The sequence below is a fragment of the Roseivirga sp. genome (assembly GCF_034669765.1).
Taxonomy (GTDB): Bacteria; Bacteroidota; Bacteroidia; order Cytophagales; family Cyclobacteriaceae; genus Roseivirga.
Genome location: NZ_JAXMOQ010000005.1, coordinates 124,667 through 142,639, shown reverse-complemented (window position 1 = coordinate 142,639; position 17,973 = coordinate 124,667). Strand labels below are relative to the sequence as shown.

General features: G+C 41.0%; 20 protein-coding genes. 9 read left to right on the top strand and 11 right to left on the bottom strand.

Going from position 1 to position 17,973, the window contains the following annotated elements:
• Positions 1 to 39: 39 nt before the first annotated feature.
• The 4 genes from VOI17_RS11465 to VOI17_RS11450 all read right to left on the bottom strand — a co-directional run bounded on the left by VOI17_RS11465 (position 40) and on the right by VOI17_RS11450 (position 3,318).
• A complete protein-coding gene (locus tag VOI17_RS11465) occupies positions 40 to 720 on the bottom strand; it encodes a LytTR family DNA-binding domain-containing protein (protein ID WP_323757363.1) in 681 nt (226 codons plus the stop codon).
• Positions 717 to 1,733 (bottom strand): sensor histidine kinase, encoded by a 1,017-nt coding sequence (locus tag VOI17_RS11460; RefSeq protein WP_323757362.1) that lies wholly within the window; start codon positions 1,731 to 1,733, stop codon positions 717 to 719. Before VOI17_RS11460 ends, VOI17_RS11465 begins: the two co-directional genes overlap by 4 nt.
• A complete protein-coding gene (locus VOI17_RS11455; RefSeq protein ID WP_323757361.1) occupies positions 1,730 to 2,662 on the bottom strand; it encodes a hypothetical protein in 933 nt (310 codons plus the stop codon). Before VOI17_RS11455 ends, VOI17_RS11460 begins: the two co-directional genes overlap by 4 nt.
• A gap of 107 nt (positions 2,663 to 2,769) precedes the next feature.
• Positions 2,770 to 3,318, bottom strand: coding sequence for an HAD-IIIA family hydrolase (locus tag VOI17_RS11450; protein WP_323757360.1), 549 nt, complete (start codon positions 3,316 to 3,318; stop codon positions 2,770 to 2,772).
• A 116-nt stretch (positions 3,319 to 3,434) separates the two neighbouring features.
• Here VOI17_RS11450 and VOI17_RS11445 point away from each other — a divergent pair, with 116 nt between their 5' ends.
• Positions 3,435 to 4,217, top strand: coding sequence for a polyprenol monophosphomannose synthase (locus tag VOI17_RS11445; protein WP_323757359.1), 783 nt, complete (start codon positions 3,435 to 3,437; stop codon positions 4,215 to 4,217).
• Between the two features lie 17 nt (positions 4,218 to 4,234).
• Here the strand turns inward: VOI17_RS11445 and VOI17_RS11440 are convergent, their stop codons facing one another.
• Positions 4,235 to 5,449 (bottom strand): ABC transporter permease, encoded by a 1,215-nt coding sequence (locus VOI17_RS11440; RefSeq protein WP_323757358.1) that lies wholly within the window; start codon positions 5,447 to 5,449, stop codon positions 4,235 to 4,237.
• A gap of 51 nt (positions 5,450 to 5,500) precedes the next feature.
• Here VOI17_RS11440 and VOI17_RS11435 point away from each other — a divergent pair, with 51 nt between their 5' ends.
• The 4 genes from VOI17_RS11435 (at position 5,501) to VOI17_RS11420 (ending at position 9,102) form a co-directional block, all read left to right on the top strand.
• Positions 5,501 to 6,667 (top strand): DUF1343 domain-containing protein, encoded by a 1,167-nt coding sequence (locus tag VOI17_RS11435; RefSeq protein WP_323757357.1) that lies wholly within the window; start codon positions 5,501 to 5,503, stop codon positions 6,665 to 6,667.
• The gene (gene fmt / locus VOI17_RS11430) at positions 6,668 to 7,585 is read left to right on the top strand and encodes a methionyl-tRNA formyltransferase (RefSeq protein WP_323757356.1); all 918 of its coding nucleotides are present in this window, start codon (positions 6,668 to 6,670) and stop codon (positions 7,583 to 7,585) included.
• On the top strand, positions 7,582 to 8,085 hold the full coding sequence (locus VOI17_RS11425; RefSeq protein WP_323757355.1) for a dihydrofolate reductase: 504 nt from the start codon (positions 7,582 to 7,584) through the stop codon (positions 8,083 to 8,085). Before fmt ends, VOI17_RS11425 begins: the two co-directional genes overlap by 4 nt.
• A 228-nt stretch (positions 8,086 to 8,313) precedes the next feature.
• Entirely contained in the window at positions 8,314 to 9,102 is a 789-nt protein-coding gene (locus VOI17_RS11420) for an SDR family oxidoreductase (protein ID WP_323757354.1), read from the top strand.
• Between the two features lie 56 nt (positions 9,103 to 9,158).
• On the opposite strand, the gene VOI17_RS11415 is transcribed toward VOI17_RS11420, so the two are convergent.
• Complete coding sequence (locus tag VOI17_RS11415) at positions 9,159 to 9,503, bottom strand: YciI family protein (RefSeq protein ID WP_323757353.1); 345 nt, start codon at positions 9,501 to 9,503, stop codon at positions 9,159 to 9,161.
• Positions 9,504 to 9,596: 93 nt separating this feature from the next.
• On the bottom strand, positions 9,597 to 11,069 hold the full coding sequence (locus tag VOI17_RS11410; RefSeq protein WP_323757352.1) for a PLP-dependent aminotransferase family protein: 1,473 nt from the start codon (positions 11,067 to 11,069) through the stop codon (positions 9,597 to 9,599).
• Positions 11,070 to 11,151: 82 nt separating this feature from the next.
• Here VOI17_RS11410 and VOI17_RS11405 point away from each other — a divergent pair, with 82 nt between their 5' ends.
• The 3 genes from VOI17_RS11405 (at position 11,152) to VOI17_RS11395 (ending at position 13,889) form a co-directional block, all read left to right on the top strand.
• Complete coding sequence (locus tag VOI17_RS11405; RefSeq protein WP_323757351.1) at positions 11,152 to 11,823, top strand: pyridoxamine 5'-phosphate oxidase family protein; 672 nt, start codon at positions 11,152 to 11,154, stop codon at positions 11,821 to 11,823.
• 25 nt (positions 11,824 to 11,848) lie between these two features.
• The gene (locus tag VOI17_RS11400; protein WP_323757350.1) at positions 11,849 to 12,325 is read left to right on the top strand and encodes a GNAT family N-acetyltransferase; all 477 of its coding nucleotides are present in this window, start codon (positions 11,849 to 11,851) and stop codon (positions 12,323 to 12,325) included.
• 154 nt (positions 12,326 to 12,479) lie between these two features.
• Complete coding sequence (locus VOI17_RS11395) at positions 12,480 to 13,889, top strand: amidohydrolase family protein (RefSeq protein WP_323757349.1); 1,410 nt, start codon at positions 12,480 to 12,482, stop codon at positions 13,887 to 13,889.
• 5 nt (positions 13,890 to 13,894) lie between these two features.
• Here the strand turns inward: VOI17_RS11395 and VOI17_RS11390 are convergent, their stop codons facing one another.
• The 3 genes from VOI17_RS11390 to VOI17_RS11380 form a co-directional block, all read right to left on the bottom strand.
• Entirely contained in the window at positions 13,895 to 14,701 is an 807-nt protein-coding gene (locus VOI17_RS11390) for an SUMF1/EgtB/PvdO family nonheme iron enzyme (RefSeq protein WP_323757348.1), read from the bottom strand.
• A 52-nt stretch (positions 14,702 to 14,753) separates the two neighbouring features.
• Positions 14,754 to 15,146 (bottom strand): VOC family protein, encoded by a 393-nt coding sequence (locus VOI17_RS11385; protein ID WP_323757347.1) that lies wholly within the window; start codon positions 15,144 to 15,146, stop codon positions 14,754 to 14,756.
• A gap of 61 nt (positions 15,147 to 15,207) precedes the next feature.
• A complete protein-coding gene (locus VOI17_RS11380; RefSeq protein WP_323757346.1) occupies positions 15,208 to 15,741 on the bottom strand; it encodes a YfiT family bacillithiol transferase in 534 nt (177 codons plus the stop codon).
• Between the two features lie 90 nt (positions 15,742 to 15,831).
• Here VOI17_RS11380 and arsC point away from each other — a divergent pair, with 90 nt between their 5' ends.
• Complete coding sequence (gene arsC / locus VOI17_RS11375) at positions 15,832 to 16,173, top strand: arsenate reductase (glutaredoxin) (protein ID WP_323757345.1); 342 nt, start codon at positions 15,832 to 15,834, stop codon at positions 16,171 to 16,173.
• Between the two features lie 106 nt (positions 16,174 to 16,279).
• On the opposite strand, the gene VOI17_RS11370 is transcribed toward arsC, so the two are convergent.
• Positions 16,280 to 17,665, bottom strand: a complete 1,386-nt coding sequence (locus tag VOI17_RS11370) for an arginine decarboxylase (protein WP_323757344.1) — start codon at positions 17,663 to 17,665, stop codon at positions 16,280 to 16,282.
• Between the last annotated feature and the right edge of the window lie 308 nt (positions 17,666 to 17,973).

The window sequence follows — 17,973 nt, the reverse complement described above, 5'->3', positions numbered from 1 at the left end:
AACCACACCTATAAGGTTTCCAAAACCTTGTAGGTCTCATTAACCCTCCAGCTTCTTCAATACTTCTTCGCGGTAGGCTTGGCCAATGGGGATTTTGTGTAGAGCAAGCTGAATCTGATTTCCTTCTAAGTATTCAATTTTACTTTTGGCAATGATGAATGACTTATGCGTGCGCATAAAGGCGGAAGCAGGTAATTCTTCCATAAGCTTTTTTAAGGTGGTGGTGACAATCAGCACTTTGTCTTGCAAATGCGCTTTCACATAATCACCAAGGGCTTCGAAAAAGAGAATTTCTGAGAAATCAACCTTGTAGACTTTTCGGTCGGCTTTGAGTAAGATGTACTTTTCGTCTTTTTCAGTTTGGTTGATGCTTTTCTCTTTTACCTTGTTCACTGCTTTTACAAAGCGTTCGAAAGAGAAGGGTTTTAGTAAATAATCTGTGGCGTCAAGTTCGAAGCCTTCTACCGCAAACTCAGGATAGGCCGTAGTAAATACCACCATCGGTTTCTGGTTCAGCGACTTGTAAAAGTTGATGCCTGATAACTTGGGCATGTTTACATCCAGAAAAATCAGATCAACACTTGACTTGCCGAGTGCGTTCATGGCCTCAAAAGCATCTTTACAGATGGCGGTGATTTCTAAATCAGGATGATCTGTGCAATAAGCTTTCAGTACATCACGTGAAAGCGGCTCATCGTCTACTATCAGGCATTTAATCATAGCTTAATTGTTAAATGGACAGAGAATTTATCTTGCTCATCTTCTACTTTAAACTCGTGCTTTTTCGGGTAAATCAAAGCCAAGCGAGAAGAAACATTCTGCAAACCAATTCCGCCATATTGCCCTGCTTCCATATCGTCAATTTCGCCTTTATTGTTCACAATACTAAAATCGATTTGGCCATTGCTGCACTTTAAATGCATATGTACAAAAGCCGAATCGGAAACGCCTTTTACGCCATGTTTAAAACTGTTTTCAATCAGCGGAAAGAACAAAAGCGGTGCAATCATGATTCCCGATAGGTCACCTTCTATTTTGAAATCCACCTCGGTACTGGCATCGGAGCGAAGGCGCTGCAAATCAAGGTAACCCTGAATAATTTCTACTTCCTTTTCTAGACTCACGCGTTTGTCGCCCACCTCATAAATCATGTAGCGCAAAAGGTTTGAGAGTTCCAGAACTGAAGCCGCAGTTTTATCACTTTTCACCAAAGCCATGGCGTAAATGCTATTCAGGCTATTGAAGAGAAAGTGTGGATTGATCTGCATTTTCAACGATTTCAATTCCAGTTCTACCTTCTCTTTTTCTACTTGTTGTAAAGTGTACCAGGATTTGGACAGTTTGAGCAAAGTGGTGAACACAAGGTAAATGACAAAAATATTCACCAAAACCTGCCATTCGGTAAAGGAAACCATGTAATACTCGGTGGGCAGAAGGGGCAATAGGAACTCAAAAGTGAGTTCATGTAATAGATATGCGGCAAAAATATTCGCAACGACTAAGACCGTGTATGGAATATACTTCCCTTTCTGCAAGAACTTTGGCACTAGGAACCTCAGGTTTACATAGACCAAGAAGAAAAGCGGGATATGAAAGAGAAGTGCATAGAAATAATCGATAAAGGCGAAGATGCTAGCAATGGAAAAGTAAGAACCAATCGCATAAATGGACAGCACCCAAAAGACGGTGTGCTGTAACCATTTTAGCCGTATAAGTTTGTTTAGCGCTTTCATTGGATTATGCGGGTATAGCTCTCAGAATCATCAAATACACTTTCGTCTTCCGAATATTTGGCTAGAAATTTCTGAAGTTCTTTGGGCTGGGCCGTTATCAAAATAGTGCCATCTACATTTTCATGTCGTAAACGAATCAGGTTGCTTTTGAATAATTTATTGAGCTTGTTTAAATCAAATTGAGTAAGGTCGAGTTTGTTGCCGTTCAGCTTTAATTTCATAAAGGTGTGAACTGGAAACATGTTTTCTCCAAAGGCAGCATCAGAATACTCAGGAAGTGGGTATAAATCCAAAAACATATCATGCCCTATTTGGACTAAGTGCGCCTGATATACTAGTCGTTCATCATCATCGACTACAACCATTTTATAGCTTTCGTTACGTACAATTTGATAACTACCATCATATGAGGCTGTATTTTTCGCTTGTTTCGGAGAACCTTCTAAAAGCTTATTCGAGTCGCCTAGTTTTGCTTTCCCAAAAGTTTGAATCTTGGTCTTTCTTCCAGTCGAATCACCTCGTCCAAACATTAATTCTGTTTCCTTCTTTATTTTAGGGCTCATGATCCCTTGCATTATCGCATCATAATGCCGCTGAATAGAATCACGGTCTGTTACAAGTTCACCATTGACTCTCATCTCAATTGGCCCGTTTACTTTTATCTTCCACCCGTCTCCAAAAATGGAATCGGTGTAGACAGAAGCTTCTTCGTATTCATCATTGACTTCGATATCCTCTTCTTCATTTTGTTGAATTCGCTCGAAGAGGATATAATCATCTGGATCTTCTCCTGTTTTCCATTTTCCTATTAGCTCAGGTAAGTAAACTAATGACTCCTCTGTATAAATCGGGAACAATGAATAAACGCAAGAGCTTAAAAAGAAGCACAGCAGCAGGAGTGTGGCGAATACTTTGGTTTTCTTTTTCATGTATAAGATATTTTGAGTTTTTGATTGATTCAAAAATGGTATTTGAACCAAACCCGGCCAAAAAATATCGGTGAACACGTAATTTCTCGGGATGAAACCCGAAAAATTTAGCCCTCATCAAGAATGGCATCCACTACTTCCGTAAAAGTATGGGCCACCACTTCGGCCAATTCACTTTTTTCTACCATGGCCATCAACTGAATTCTTCTGATGCCCAATTTCTTTGCTGGAATTAAATCACGTTCTTTATCGCCCACCATCCACGATTGCGCAGGATCTACATCGAATTTGGCCATTCCCTTTTCTAGCATAAGCGAGTCTGGTTTGCGCATTAAAGATTTACTCACGCTATCCACCAAGGGCGCATAGTAAAATTGATCTATTATGCCTCCACAAGCTTCTTGAAGCAAATCATGGCAGTCGTCTACCAGTTTATCATCATAGTATTTTCTAGCAATTCCACTTTGATTGGTGACCACAACTAGTTTATAGCCAGCATCTTTCAGTCGTTTTAAGCCATTCGGAACATCTTCTGGAATTATAAATTCTTCGATTTTCAGAATGTGTCGACCTAACTCTTTATTTAACACGCCATCCCTATCCATGAAAATACATTTACTCATTTTATTCACTTGCTTTTCTTTTGTGATTAACATTTAATTAACTTCCCCGTTCTTAACTTTACGGGCCTCAACTCCCAGACGGATAAAACTAATGAATTTAACTGCTATGGAGGAATTATTCTTTCAGAGTAGGTTTTTTGAATCATGTAATGAAAGATAGCCTAGTCATCATTCCTACTTACAACGAAAAAGAGAACATCTCGGAAATCATCCATGCTGTTCTTTCCCAACCTACTGGTTTTGAGTTGCTTATTGTGGATGATAATTCACCAGATGGCACGGCAGATATCGTTAAAAGCTTAATGCTTGAATTTCCTGAGCGCTTGCATATTGAAGAAAGGGCTGGGAAATTAGGTTTGGGCACCGCTTATATTCATGGTTTTCGTTGGGCTTTGGCCCGTCATTATGAGTTTATTTTTGAAATGGATGCTGATTTTTCGCATCCCCCAGAAGATTTAAATAACCTCTATAATGCTTGTAAAACCGATAGGCACGATGTTGCCATTGGGTCGCGCTATGTAACGGGTGTGAATGTAGTGAACTGGCCCATGAGCCGGGTAATGCTTTCTTTTTTCGCCAGTTATTACGTCCGCACAGTAACTGGAATGCCTTTTAGAGATACCACTGCAGGTTTTAAATGCTACAGACGTTCGGTACTAGAAACCATAGACTTAGATAAAGTCCGCTTTATGGGCTATGCGTTTCAAATTGAAATGAAATTCTTGGCATGGAAATACGGCTTTAACATTACGGAAGTGCCTATCATTTTCACCGACCGCACCAAAGGCAAGTCTAAAATGACGAGTGGCATTATTAAAGAGGCCGTTTTAGGCGTAATGCAAATCAAGGTTGGAAGTCTTTTCAGAACTTATAGAAGAGAAACTGAGGCGGATTTGGAACAGTCGCTTAGCTACGTAGAAAAGGAAGCTTAAACTTCTTAAAAATTCACTCAATCAAACCTTATGGCCGTTACTGGTTTTATTCTGGCAATAATGGCCGTAGGAATAATCAGTACTAAGGACACCAAGATCAATGTCAGCAAATTGAGGCCGATGGTCACCGACCAGTCCCAATCAATAGGTACATACTCCATATAGTAATTGGCGGCATCTAGGGGGATGATATGAAAGAAATCTTGAAGGAAAGCAAAACCGATGGCCAACGCATTCCCAACCAACAAACCTTTGAGTACCAATCTGAAACCATTGTAGGAGAATATTTTTCTGATCAGGCTATTTGAAGCCCCCAATGCCTTGAAAGTACCAATCATTTGGGTACGTTCCATAATCAGAATAAACAAAACGGAGACCATGTTAAACGAGGCCACCAATAGAATAAGCCAGATGAAAATACTCACGTTTTTACTGAGCAAATTGAGCCAGTCAAAAATCTGCACGAATTTATCGTCCGCTCTTTCTGTATAATGCTCTATGCTTAATTTGCCAGTGATGGTATCATCCGCAGCGGCAATATCATCTATGTTTTTGAGGTAAACTTCATAGCCTCCCACCTGATCATCCTTCCAGCCATTTAGACTTCTAACCACATTGATGTCTCCAATCATCATTTGGTCGTCAAAAGTATCGAGGCCAGTGCTATAAATTCCTTTTACGGTTACCCTGCGGGTTTTAGGTGGGTCCATAATAAAGTAGTTGATCACTTTGTCGCCAATCTTCAATCCCAAGTTTTTGGCCATTTTGGAACTTACCATCACATCGGTGGAAGTGCTATCATTAAAACTGATGAACTCCCCTTCCACCATGTATTTATCAAACAATGCTTTGTTAAAGCTCGGTGCTACTCCCTTAAAGAGTACCCCGTACACTTCACCATCTTTCGAAATTAGGCCCGGTTTGTGGGCGTATTCCTGCACATGAAGAACATATGGGTCTGTTGCGACTGCCTCCAAACGATTGGGATCCACAACAATCGGTTCTTCCTCATATGAATTGTTTAGTGAGAATTTTTTGATTTGAATGTGACCGGAAAAGCTGAAAATCTTGTCTTTGATGTTTTCTTGAAAACCACCAAGCACGAAAAAAGCAATCATCATAATGGCCAAACCCAGGGCAACGCTGGCAATGGCAATCTTATGGATCACGGCCGAGAAGCTGTTATCGCCCGGATCGCTGATTCTTTTTGCTATGAAATAAGGGAGGTTCAAGAATATGGTTAATTTTGATGCTACCGTTAAATTTCAAAGATAACGAACCGAATGAATAGACTGCTATCCGCCCTTTTTATTTTAATGACATGTTTTGGCTGTCAATCGCAAACCGAGCAAAAGGAAACCCTCCAAGTAGGAGCCGAAAGAATGCAAGAATACCTCCCATTGCTGGAAGGTAAACGAGTGGCTTTGGTGGTCAATCAAACTTCTATGGTGGACCAAACGCATTTGGTAGATACGCTGCATAACTTGGGCGTTGACATTAAAAAAGTGATGGCACCTGAGCACGGTTTTAGGGGCGAAGCGCCAGATGGTGAAAAAGTCAACGATTCCAAAGACGAAAAAACAGGAATTCCAATCGTTTCTATTTACGGCAGCAATAAAAAGCCAACGCCAGAAATGTTGGAAGATGTGGATGTGCTTATTTTCGATATTCAAGATGTGGGGGTTCGCTTTTACACCTTCATCAGCACCATGCATTATATTATGGAAGCCGCAGCTGAAAATAATAAAGAGGTCATTGTGTTCGATAGGCCGAACCCGAACGGCATGTACATTGACGGCCCCGTAAAAGAGGATAGCGTCAATGGTTTTATTGCCATGCATCCAATTCCGGTCGTTCATGGCCTCACGGTGGGCGAACTGGCGCAAATGATTAATGGAGAAGGATGGTTAGAAAATGGGGTGAAAGCTGATTTGACCGTCATTAAAATGAAAGGCTGGGACCATAATGCTACTTATTTATTGCCTGTAAAACCTTCGCCCAATTTACCCACCGATAATGCTATTGCGCTTTATCCTTCCCTCGGTTTTTTTGAGGGCACGGTAGTGAGCGTAGGTCGTGGTACCGATTTTCCTTTCGAAGTGATTGGCCACCCTGATTTTAGTTTAGGTTCGTATACTTTCACTCCGCAACCCAATGAAGGCTCTAAATATCCGCCACTGGAAGGCAAAGAATGCTTTGGGCAAAGCTTTTCGGGTGTAGACCAACCGCATGAGTTAACCCTGCGCTATCTGATTACTTATTACCAAGCCTTAAAAGACAAAACGGAATTCTTCAAAGATTACCTTACTCTTTTGGCTGGAACTACCGAACTGCGAAAACAGATTGTAGCCGGAATGACCGAGGAAGAAATTAAAGCGACCTGGCAAGAAGATTTGAACGCTTACAAGGCGAAAAGAAAACAATATTTGCTCTATACCGATTTTGAATAAATGCAGGAATTAAGAATTATATATATGGGCACGCCTGAGTTTGCGGTGCCTAGCTTACAAATTTTGGTAGAGAATGGCGTCAATGTGGTGGCCGTGGTGACCGCGCCTGACCGTCCGAAGGGCAGGGGGCAAAAATTAACCACTACGCCTGTGAAGGATTATGCCGTTTCGCAGGGTATTCCCGTGTTGCAGCCTACCAATTTAAAGTCACCAGAATTTTTAGAAGAACTGAAAAGCTACAATGCCAACCTGCAAATTGTGGTGGCTTTTAGAATGCTGCCCGTAGCCGTTTGGGACATGCCCGAAATTGGTACTTTCAACCTACATGGTTCATTGCTACCGCAATACCGAGGCGCTGCTCCCATCAACTGGGCAATTATCAATGGTGAAAAGGAAACGGGTGTGACCACCTTCTTCCTGAAACATGAGATTGATACGGGGAATGTTATTTTTCAGGAAAAAGAACCCATTGGCGAAGAAGACAATGTAGGCGATGTATATGAAAGATTAATGCAGCGTGGTGCCAAATTGGTACTCAAAACGGTTCGTGCCATTGAAGCAGGTGATTATCCGCAACTGCCACAAGACGAGTCGGTGGAGATTAAGCATGCGCCTAAAATATTTAAAGAAACCTGCGAGATCGACTGGAAGAAACCGACCGAAGAAGTCTATAATTTCATTCGAGGTTTATCGCCTTATCCTGCGGCATGGACATGCATCAACGATAAGAATTTCAAAATCTTCGCCACCAAGAAAATGGACTCAGGTAAAAAAACTGAGCCAGGCGAATACAAAACCGACAACAAAACTTTCCTTCATATTCAAACAGGAACGGGCGCCTTGGCCATTACCGAATTGCAAATGGAAGGAAAGAAACGAATGGATATCGAGTCGTTTTTAAGAGGAACACAATTATGATCAGGACCATTGTAGTAGCGATTTCAGAAAACTATGCCATTGGCAAAGACAACGATTTGCTTTGGCGATTACCCGATGATTTCAAATTCTTCAAGACGGTGACCTCCGGAAATCACATTCTGATGGGGCGAAAGACTTATGAGTCGCTTGGCAAGCCCTTGCCCAACCGTACTTCAGTAGTGATCACCCGCAATAAGGATTTTGAAATGCCCGAAGGCCATGTGGTAACACATAGTTTAGAAGAGGCGTTGGCCCATTGCGAAAAACAAGGATTGAGCGAATGCATGATTATTGGCGGAGGAAAAATTTATACCGAAGCCATCGAGAAGGGATTGGTCGATAGAATGCTGATTACTGAGGTAGAAGCGGTAATCGAAGGAGCAGATACTTTCTTCCCTAAATTCGATAAAAGTGAATGGAAGGAAGAAGGAAGAGAACATCATGAAGCGGATGAAAAGCACAAATATGCTTTCGACTTTGTAACTTATGTTCGGAAGTAGGGCTTTTTCAAAGTACTGCTTTCTAGAAGTTCTTCAGAGCTACTTTTATAGGTTTCGATGGATTATAGGATAAGGGTTGTTTTGTAGATTTCTATCCTGAGCACAGCGAAGGAACTATAATTAAGATCTAGACCCCTTCGTAATCTCAGGGAAAAAAGCCCCGAAGCTTTGGGGATGGATACTTTGAACTTTTGGAAAGTTGATCGTTGCTTCTAAAATGAATAATGTATGTCTTTAACAAACAAAACCATCTGGATCACAGGCGCCTCTTCAGGAATTGGAGAAGCTTTGGCCATGCAACTTTCTGCGGAAGGGGCTCAACTCATTCTCTCTGCCCGTAGACAGGCGGAATTAGAAAGGGTGAAATCCAATTGTTCCAATCAAGGCAACATAAAAATCCTCACCCTCGATTTAGCCGAAGCCGATAGCTTGGCCACCAAGACCAATCAAGCCATTGCACTTTTCGGTCAGGTGGATATTCTAATCAATAATGGAGGCATCAGTCAGCGCTCTTTGGTGAAGGACACTAAACTTGAGGTTGACCGAAATTTGATGGAAGTCAACTACTTCGGGAATATTGCTCTGGCCAAAAACCTGCTTCCGCATATGCTCAATAAGGGCAGTGGTCATTTTGTGGTGGTGACGAGCTTGACTGGAATTTTCGGAACGCCTTATCGTTCTGGCTATGCAGCCACTAAACATGCGCTCCATGGTTTTTACGATAGTCTTCGTGCCGAACTGGAAGATGATGGAATAAAGGTGACGATAGCCGCACCCGGATTCGTGAAAACCAATGTGTCGGTAAATGCCTTGGTGGGTGATGGCTCAAAAGCCAATGTGATGGACGATGCTCAAGCCAAAGGAATTTCTGCTGAAGATTGCGCCAAAGCCATCATTAAGGCGATCAAAAAAGAAAAGCGTGAAATTTACATTGGCAAAGAATCTTACGGAGCCTATGCCAAAAGATTTGTTCCTGGTTTATTCGCCAGAATGATTAAAAAGGCGAAAGTGAGGTAGCTTTCAATTAAAAAAGAAGTCGCTCTGATTGTTCAAAAGCGACTTCTCTTAAAATCTTACATATCAGCAATTTCCCTTACTTCGATATTGCCATCTTTTGCATTTAATATGGGGCAACCTTTCGACAGCTCAATTGCTTGGTTCATATCAGTAGCGTTTACCATCAAGTAACCGCCAACAATTTCAGCACCTTCGGCAAAAGGGCCATCGGTAATTAACTGTCCACCTTTTGATACTTGCATGCCTTCCGCTTTCAGCGGTAATCCATCAATTAGTTGACCTTTTTCGGCCAACCCTTGCATCCATTCACCCCATTTGGCCATTTCAGCTTGCACTTCTTCTGGAGACATTTCGGCCATTCTTGCATCGCCACCTCTAAACAGGTATAAAAACTTTTTCATCGTGTTAAAAAATTATGGTTTAAAAATCGAGTTCTCATTTGAGATTCACCCTATTGACGAAAGCCATGTTGAGCAGGGGACAATTTCGCTAAATTAATTTTGACTTTCTTTTTTCATGACTGATTTCAGGATGAGAATGGCCTTGGTTTGTTCTTCAAAATTTAAAGAAGCAAAGCCCAAACGGATACCATTATGGCCTGAACCGTTGATGTCGTAATTTTGCCAGTCGGGAATTACCAATTCATTTTCCAAACAAGTTTTAGCAATCGCTCCCCAGTTCAAATCTTTACGAAGTTTAACCCAAAAGGCCATTCCGCCTTCGGGAACCTGAAAACTGATAAACTCTGAAAGATGATCAGTGAGTAATTGATTGAAATGATCTCTGCGCTCGTGATAAAGTTTGAGTGCCTTTCTACTGTGTCGCTGAAGGTCACCTTGCTCAATCATTTGCCCAATTGCTTTTTCCAATATGGTATCTCCTTGGCGATCTATAGTTCGTCTTAAATGTGCGGCTGCGGCTATAAAATCGCTTGGTCCCACCATATAACCCACACGAATGGCTGGCGCAATAATTTTACAAATCGCCCCCATGTAAATCACATGATTTCCTGCATCGGCACTGGCCAAAGGTAAGAGCGGAGCACGCTGGTAATGGAAGTCGTAGTCATAATCATCTTCCAAAATGGCAAAGCCATATTGATGTGCCAGCTCGATTAAGTGCAGCCTTCTTTCGGGGCTAAGCGTTACCGTAGTGGGGTGATGATGATGGGAAGTAACATATACCGATTTGATTTTATGCTTTTCGCAGAAGGCTTGAATGTCATTGGTGTTCAAACCGTTTTCATCCATGCGTACGCGAAGCAGTGAAGCGCCAGCATCGGTCAAGGTAAGGCTTGCGGCAATGTAATTGGTTTCACCCACAATGCTAAAGCCTCCTTTTTGGTGAATTAATTGCGAAGCCAAGTACATTCCCATTTGGCTTCCTCTTGTGATCAGGATATTCTCTTTTGAGCAGGCAATCCCTCGGGTTTCTTGGAGGTAATTGGCTAAAATTTCCCGAAGAGAATCGTCTCCGAAAAACGAGCCATAACTCAAATATTTGGCGTTATAACTGCGCGAGATAATGCTACGGTAATGACGCAAAATTTCAACTATGGGCGCAATTCGAACATCTGGAATTCCCTCATCAATCGTTAGCATTGAAGGTAGTTGGGCATAAGGTCGTTGAAGGTGCTTTCTTGCTTCAAAAGAAAAGCCAGCCGCTGATTCTGGCCCCTTCTCAACTCCTTTTCCTCGTGGCTTTATTTCTGGTAGTTTGTCACTTACAAAAGTACCTTTGGCGGGAATGGTGGTAATCCAGCCTTGCCCCATCAATTCGTCATAGGCGGCAATCACGGTTTTTCTATGCAAACCAATTTGAATAGAAAGACTTCGGGTACCCGGTAGTTTTGCACCACTTTGGATCACTCCCGATTTGATCATGCCAATGATAGCGTTGTGCAACTGAAGATAGATAGGCGTTTCAGCGCTGCGATCGATGTGGATTAAATTCTTAAATGAAATCATAGTGGACTACTGAGTAGCGCTAAAGTGGATTGCACTAATAGTCCGATCAATTTAGATATTTGGAGCATATAACAACAACATTATGGCTGAATTTTCTAAATCTACTTACAACAAAGTAACCCGAGGAAGCAAGAGAGCACACTACGATAAGGCTTTGGTCTACGAAATTCTCGATTCACATTTTCTATGTCATGTGCCCTATGTGCATGAAAATGCTGCCATTGTAATTCCAACAGCTTATGGCCGAAAAGGAGATCGACTGTTGATTCATGGTTCAATGAAGAACAGAATGATGCTTTCGCTTTTGGAGCAAGAGAAAGTGAGTTTGTCAGTCACTCATTTGGATGGGCTTGTGCTGGCGCGTTCGGTATTTCATCATTCGGTGAATTATAGGTCGGTGGTAGTTTTTGGTTCGCCTGTATTGATTGAAGATCCTGCTGAGAAAATGGAGGCATTAGAGATTATCACTGAAAACATTATCGCTGGTCGCTGGGCAGAAGCTCGCGAACCCAATGAAAAGGAATTGAACAGTACCCTGGTCATCGGGATTGACATCACAGAAGCTTCTGCAAAAGTACGTGACGAAGGGGCGGTTGACGAAGCTTTTGATCATGATTTGGACGTTTGGGCAGGAGTGTTGGAAATTGAAACCCATCCTGGCAGAGCGGTAAAGAATGAAGACTGCAAAGCAGGTTTAGATACTCCAGTTTCGGTATTGAATTTTAAGTTTCAGAATAAAGGGGTGAAGCGTTAAATTTCCTCTCTCATCAGAAAGTCATATGATCGAAATTGTTCCATACGAATCAAAGTATCAGGCTGGTATTGACCTTATGATGCAAGAAATTGCAGAAGAGTTTACCGAGCCTATTATGGGTGGACAAAAAAGCAATTCGGTTGCTTTTCCAGATAAGTATTGGGTGGCCGTCTACGAAGGTCAAGTTATTGGGACTATCGCCTTGATGATCATTAAACATGAGTATGGAATTTTGAAGAAGATGATGCTCAAAAATGAATTTAGGGGCACGGTTCACAATGTTGCAAAACTGCTACTTCAAACTGCCATCGATGAATCCGAGAAAAATCAGCTTGAGTGTATCTATTTAGGTACGATGGCTCAATTTAAAGCCGCGCAAAGCTTCTATCAAAAACATGGATTTCAGCAAATTGATGAAAAGAAACTTCCAACGGACTTTTTGAGAAACCCAATCGATACACTGTTTTATAGACTGAGTTTGAAGGGGATATCAAAAGGATAAGGAAAGCCAAGAGGAATCTACCAACTCTTCAATTCGTCCATTCTCTAGATACTAAATACTATATACTAACTACTCCCACACTGCCATTCAAAAAATAGCCATTTCAGAGCTGCTTAATAATGAATAGGTTAGGGTATTAATCGGAAGCCTGACCATGAAAAAACTCTCTCTATTACTCCTTACTGTCTTTCTCTTTTCTTGTTCCACTTCAGAGAAAACGAAGCTCGATATACTGATTGATCACGCCAATGTGGTGGATGTAAAAACGGGGCAATTGATTTCTGATCAGCAGATTGGGATTAGAAATGACAGTATCATTTTTGTTCGCGAAGCTGGAACCCAAAATGATTACACAGCCGCAAAAACAATTGACGCTACAGGCAAATTTGTTATTCCTGGGCTATGGGACATGCATGTGCATTTTAGAGGCGGGGAAGAATTGATCCAAGAGAATAAGAATCTGCTTCCTTTATTTATTGCCAATGGTGTTACGGGTGTTCGCGAAGCTGGAGGTGATATGACTGCTGAGATTTTTAAGTGGAGAGAAGAAATTAAGTCAGGTACACTTAATGGTCCAGTGATTTTTACTTCGGGGCCAAAGCTAGATGGCCCACGCGGAACATGGGCAGGTTCAATTCCTGTAACGACTAAGGAAGAGGTAATTCAAGGCGTGGATTCACTCGAAAACATGGGCGTGGACTTTATTAAGATTTATGATAGTACCATTTCTAAAGAAGCTTACATCTGGATTATTGAAGAAGCCAAAAAACGAGGAATCACCACTTCGGGGCATATGCCTTTTACCGTAATGTTGGAAGATGCGGTAAATGCGGGATTGGGTTCTGTAGAGCACCTTTATTATATCCTCAAAGGGGCTTCGACCCAAGAAAAGGAAATAACACAAGACGTAATTGATGGTAAGGCAGGCTTCTGGGGTTCTATGGATAAACTGATTGCCACTTTTGATGAGGCTCAGGCCAATACCGTTTTTGACATGCTGAAATCCCACAATACTTATGTGGTACCCACAAAACATATTGGGAATACGCTTTCCTACTTAGATAGGGATAATCATGAAAATGACGAGTACCTTAACTATGTAGGAGACGGAATTATCAAAACTTATCAAGGCAGAATTAGAAGTGCGATGCGGGCGAATGAAAAAGCCGTTGCAGAAAGACATGAGCTGAACAGTACTTTTGAAAAGCTGATTCCTAAAATGCAGGCCGCTGGTGTTTCGCTGTTAGCGGGTTCCGATTCTGGGGCGTCTAACTCCTATGTATACCAAGGGCTTTCGCTTCACCAAGAATTAGCGGCTTTGGTGGCGGCTGGTTTAACGCCTGCCGAAGCACTTCGTACTGCGACTATCAATGGGGCAAAATTTCTAAAGGTTGAAAATTTTTATGGATCGGTGGAGGCTGGTAAATCTTCCGATTTACTCATTCTTAATGCCAATCCTTTGGAAGATATCGCCAATACTCAAGCCATTAACACGTTAGTTTTAGGTACGAAGACTTTCTCTGCACAGGATTTAAAGGGTATGTTGGAGCAATTGAGGAAGTAATTGATCTATTCAATAATTTCAAAAATACATCTGAAACCAAGCCAAGCCTGAGGGGCAGTGTATTCTGACGTTTTCGTGAAGTCTGCTTCAGTGCTTTTGTTGTTCCAGCTTCCACCCATGGCTACTCCTTTTTCAGAAGTCATTTCTGCTACATTATCATGTAAACCGAACAGGCCCAATTTTTCATCCATGGTTGAGAAAACATCGTGAACGGTGGTGCTACTATTCAGGAAGTCATTTTTATCGATTTTAAATTCTTTTTTGTAGGCATCGGTGATTTTGCTCACTTGTTTGAGCAGTCCTTTATCTTGGTTCATAAACCTCATCCTAGACCATTCGTTAGGCGTAGGTAATCTAAATTCAAACTTTTTAGGGAAGGCCTCTCTGTCTTTTTCCTTCATGCCGTCAAGCTCTTTTTTGAAAGCTTTAGTACGCCATTTTGTAAACATAACCGCCTGATCATAACTAATACCTACCATAGGTGCTAAAGCAAAAGTGGTGGTTCCAAAGAATAACTGCGAAATCTCTGAGGCTGTTTTGTCAGGGTATAGTTCTTCCCAAATTTCCCAGTTGGGCATGTTGGAAGCATATTCTGCTGACCCTTCTCCGTTTTGAGCTTTTAGGTCTAATAAAAAGGTTTTATACATCTGCCCAGAGACTTCTGACATGTCCATGCACAAACGAGCATTCAAGGCCAATGTGTTAGAAGCACATAGGTAACCTCGGTCTTGATCACAGGTAATGCAGGCTGGTTCTGAGGTGGTGGGTTTAAAACCAAAAAAGAGAAATATAAGTGGGAAAAGAACTTTCATAGGATATCTTTAGAAGATAAATTTACGAAGAAATTATTTTAGTAGATCAATATTAATTGGCAATTTTAGGCTCAAAAAGTGCACAAACTGCCCCAGCAGGATCTTCGATAAAACAGTAACGCCCCATACTGCCGGCACTCTTAATGTTGGTAACCAACTTGCCCCCATTTGCGGTACATTCTGATCTGCTTTTATCTAAATCTCTTACATTGATGTACATCATCCATTGAGATGGAATATCGCTGTTACCACCGCGCTTATGACATACACCAGCTTTAGGCTCACCATCAACCGTCATGTTATAGTCATCATAATCACCCATTGAAACGGGCTCTGCCTTCCATTCCGTTACTTTGGTGTAGAAGTCTTTTACCGCTGTGGCATTTGGTACGGTTAAATCAAACCAGCCAATGGTTCCGTAGATTGGTTTTTTGTTATCGCTCATTCTTTTTTTCTTAAAGCTGTCTATTTGTTTGACTTTGAAGGTCGTACTAAAGTACCAAAATCTATTTCCAACGCATTCTTTCTCTCAATGAAGTAATATGTGCAATGTGGTGATCGCCATGCCAAGCATACATGGCCGCTACTTTTCTAAGTACATATACCTTGTTTCCTTCAGGGTGAATGTAGCTTCGATTGAAGTCTTCTTCCGACATACTTTTGAGTAAAAATACCCAACGCTCGTGTAGGTTCGCTGTCAGGTTTAAAGAAACTTCCAAGGGCATGTGATTCTGATAAGGTAACTCCGCCCAAGCTTGTTCATCATAGGCTTTTATGCGCGGAGAATCTTCTGTCAAAGCCCAGTTGAATCGGATAAAAGCATTCATATGACTGTCGGCCATGTGGTGAATAACTTGCCTTACTGTCCAGCCTTCGGGGCGATAAGGGGTGTTGAGTTGCGCTTCTGTTAAACCTTCAACTGCTTTTTTGAGTTTTTCAGGAGTATCCTTAATTCTTTGAATGTATCCGTGAACATCAGAAGACGTAATATTGGCGGGAGGATCAAATTTTCCAATTGGATAACGTAAGTCAGCGGTCATATTTCTATTTTTGAAGTTTAGATCAGGCTGATTCGAGAGATGAACAGCACTCTTTAAAATTGCTCAATTAGAAATTTAAAACCTTAAAATATGTTGAAAATATATCATAACCCCAGTTGTCAAAAAAGTCGGCAAACGCTTCAATTAATTAAAGAAAGCGGTGAAATGCTTACCATAGTGGAGTATTTGAAAGAAATTCCTTCGGAAGATCAATTACGAGAAATTCTTAAAAAATTAGGAATGGAGGCTGAAGCAATTGTACGTAAATCAGAGGCTATTTATAAAGATAAGTTCAAGGGTAAAACCTTAACTGAAGACGAATGGATTGCTGCGATGGTGGAATACCCAAAGCTTATCGAAAGACCAATTGTGGTGAAAGGAGATAAAGCCGTTTTAGGTCGCCCACCAGAGAATGTGAAAGCCCTACTTTAGACTTAGTGCAAAAGTAAAACGGGAACCAAGTTGTGAATTCACCCTGGTTCCCGTTTTTATTTTTTTACTTTGAAGTTTAAGTGCTTCTCCGCACGTAAACACCTTTCTAGTAGCCCAAAATCTTCAGCATACTTTCTTCGATCTGCTCTGCAGCAAATACACGGCTTCTGATCTTTCCATTTTCATCATGGTCAATCAATACGTGTTTTGGAGCAGGAATTAAGCAATGCTGAATACCGCCATAGCCGCCCAATGATTCTTGGTAAGCTCCCGTATGGAAGAAACCAACATATAGATTTTCATCTTCTTCAATCAGTGGCATAAACACTTCTGAAGTATGTGCTTCAGAGTTATAGTAATCCATACTATCACAAGTAAGACCGCCCATATTTACCTTATGGAAAGGGTGGTCCCATTTATTGATGGCCAGCAAAATGTACTTTTGGCTTAAGCCCCAAGCATCAGGTAAATGAGTAATGAAAGAACCATCAATCATGTACCAAAGCTCTTTGTCGTTTTGTAATTTCTGATCTAGGATAGAGTAGATAAATGCACCACTTTCACCTACGGTGAAACTTCCAAATTCAGTAACAATATTTGGAACAGGCACGTTGCTCTTATTACAAATCCACTTAATATTTTCTATAATTTGATCTACCATATATTGGTAGTCGTATTCGAATGTAAGGGAAGTTTTAATCGGGAAACCACCGCCAATATCAATCGTGTCTAACGATGGACAAATCTTTTTAAGTTCACAATACTTGTACATAAAGCGGCTCAATTCACTCCAGTAGTAAGCAGTGTCTTTAATGCCTGTATTGATAAAGAAGTGAAGCATTTTTAATGTAGCGCGGCTACCTTCAATGTGCTCTTTGTAATAATCGGTAATGTCGCCATAGCGAATTCCCAATCGCGAGGTATAGAATTCAAAGTTAGGTTCTTCATCTGCCGCTACACGAAGCGCTACCTGAAAATCCTCTTTGATTAAATCCTTGTATACATCCAGCTCATTCATGTTGTCCAACACTGGCATACAATTGGTAAACCCGTCATTGATCAACTCAGAAATATACTGTGTATAAAGTGGCCGCTTAAAACCGTTGCATATAATTAGAATGTCTTTGTCAATTTTCCCTTTCGCATGAAGACTCCTTATGATCGGGATATCGAAAGCTGAAGAAGTTTCTAATTGGCAGCCATTTTTGATCGTTTCGTCCAACACGAAGCTAAAATGAGATGACTTGGTGCAGTAGCAATAAGTATAATCTCCTTGGTATTTATGCTTCTTTATTGAATTTTCGAACCATTTTCTGGCTTTTTGAATATTTTCCGAAATCTTGGGGAGATAAGTAAGCCTCAGGGGCGTTCCGTGTTCTTTTATAATGTCCTTCAATGGAACATCATGAAACTCTAAGTACTTGCCATTTACCTTAAACTCTTCTGTTGGAAAATCAAAGGTCTGGTCAATAAGGTCGAAATAACTTTTCATCTACCGCTTTTACTAAATTCGAAAGCTGCAATATTAGATATTTCTAAACTTTTAAAAGAAAGCTTGCCAATCAAATGTTAATTCGTAAACCAAAAAAAAATGAGATACTGGTTATGGAAGGTCTTGTGTAATTGAAAAATGCTGTTGTTTTCAGCCTTAATGAATTGATAATAAGTTGCTTATAAGGCTATTTTGCTTTCCATACTTCTTTTTCGGAGTTAGTAATACAAACGGAGTTTACAGGCCTGGCAGAGAATGGTATTTCAATATGAAATAGTCAACGATTTTTAGCAAATTGCAGACCGTTC

Coding starts and splice junctions, on each gene's coding strand:
- VOI17_RS11465 (WP_323757363.1), bottom strand. CDS start 720: ATGATTAAATGCCTGATAGTAGACGATGAGCCGCTTTCACGTGATGTA.
- VOI17_RS11445 (WP_323757359.1), top strand. CDS start 3,435: ATGAAAGATAGCCTAGTCATCATTCCTACTTACAACGAAAAAGAGAAC.
- VOI17_RS11385 (WP_323757347.1), bottom strand. CDS start 15,146: ATGAGCGATAACAAAAAACCAATCTACGGAACCATTGGCTGGTTTGAT.
- VOI17_RS11455 (WP_323757361.1), bottom strand. CDS start 2,662: ATGAAAAAGAAAACCAAAGTATTCGCCACACTCCTGCTGCTGTGCTTC.
- VOI17_RS11395 (WP_323757349.1), top strand. CDS start 12,480: ATGAAAAAACTCTCTCTATTACTCCTTACTGTCTTTCTCTTTTCTTGT.
- VOI17_RS11390 (WP_323757348.1), bottom strand. CDS start 14,701: ATGAAAGTTCTTTTCCCACTTATATTTCTCTTTTTTGGTTTTAAACCC.
- fmt (WP_323757356.1), top strand. CDS start 6,668: ATGCAGGAATTAAGAATTATATATATGGGCACGCCTGAGTTTGCGGTG.
- VOI17_RS11450 (WP_323757360.1), bottom strand. CDS start 3,318: ATGTTAATCACAAAAGAAAAGCAAGTGAATAAAATGAGTAAATGTATT.
- arsC (WP_323757345.1), top strand. CDS start 15,832: ATGTTGAAAATATATCATAACCCCAGTTGTCAAAAAAGTCGGCAAACG.
- VOI17_RS11410 (WP_323757352.1), bottom strand. CDS start 11,069: ATGATTTCATTTAAGAATTTAATCCACATCGATCGCAGCGCTGAAACG.
- VOI17_RS11415 (WP_323757353.1), bottom strand. CDS start 9,503: ATGAAAAAGTTTTTATACCTGTTTAGAGGTGGCGATGCAAGAATGGCC.
- VOI17_RS11400 (WP_323757350.1), top strand. CDS start 11,849: ATGATCGAAATTGTTCCATACGAATCAAAGTATCAGGCTGGTATTGAC.
- VOI17_RS11380 (WP_323757346.1), bottom strand. CDS start 15,741: ATGACCGCTGACTTACGTTATCCAATTGGAAAATTTGATCCTCCCGCC.
- VOI17_RS11370 (WP_323757344.1), bottom strand. CDS start 17,665: ATGAAAAGTTATTTCGACCTTATTGACCAGACCTTTGATTTTCCAACA.
- VOI17_RS11425 (WP_323757355.1), top strand. CDS start 7,582: ATGATCAGGACCATTGTAGTAGCGATTTCAGAAAACTATGCCATTGGC.
- VOI17_RS11420 (WP_323757354.1), top strand. CDS start 8,314: ATGTCTTTAACAAACAAAACCATCTGGATCACAGGCGCCTCTTCAGGA.
- VOI17_RS11405 (WP_323757351.1), top strand. CDS start 11,152: ATGGCTGAATTTTCTAAATCTACTTACAACAAAGTAACCCGAGGAAGC.
- VOI17_RS11460 (WP_323757362.1), bottom strand. CDS start 1,733: ATGAAAGCGCTAAACAAACTTATACGGCTAAAATGGTTACAGCACACC.
- VOI17_RS11435 (WP_323757357.1), top strand. CDS start 5,501: ATGAATAGACTGCTATCCGCCCTTTTTATTTTAATGACATGTTTTGGC.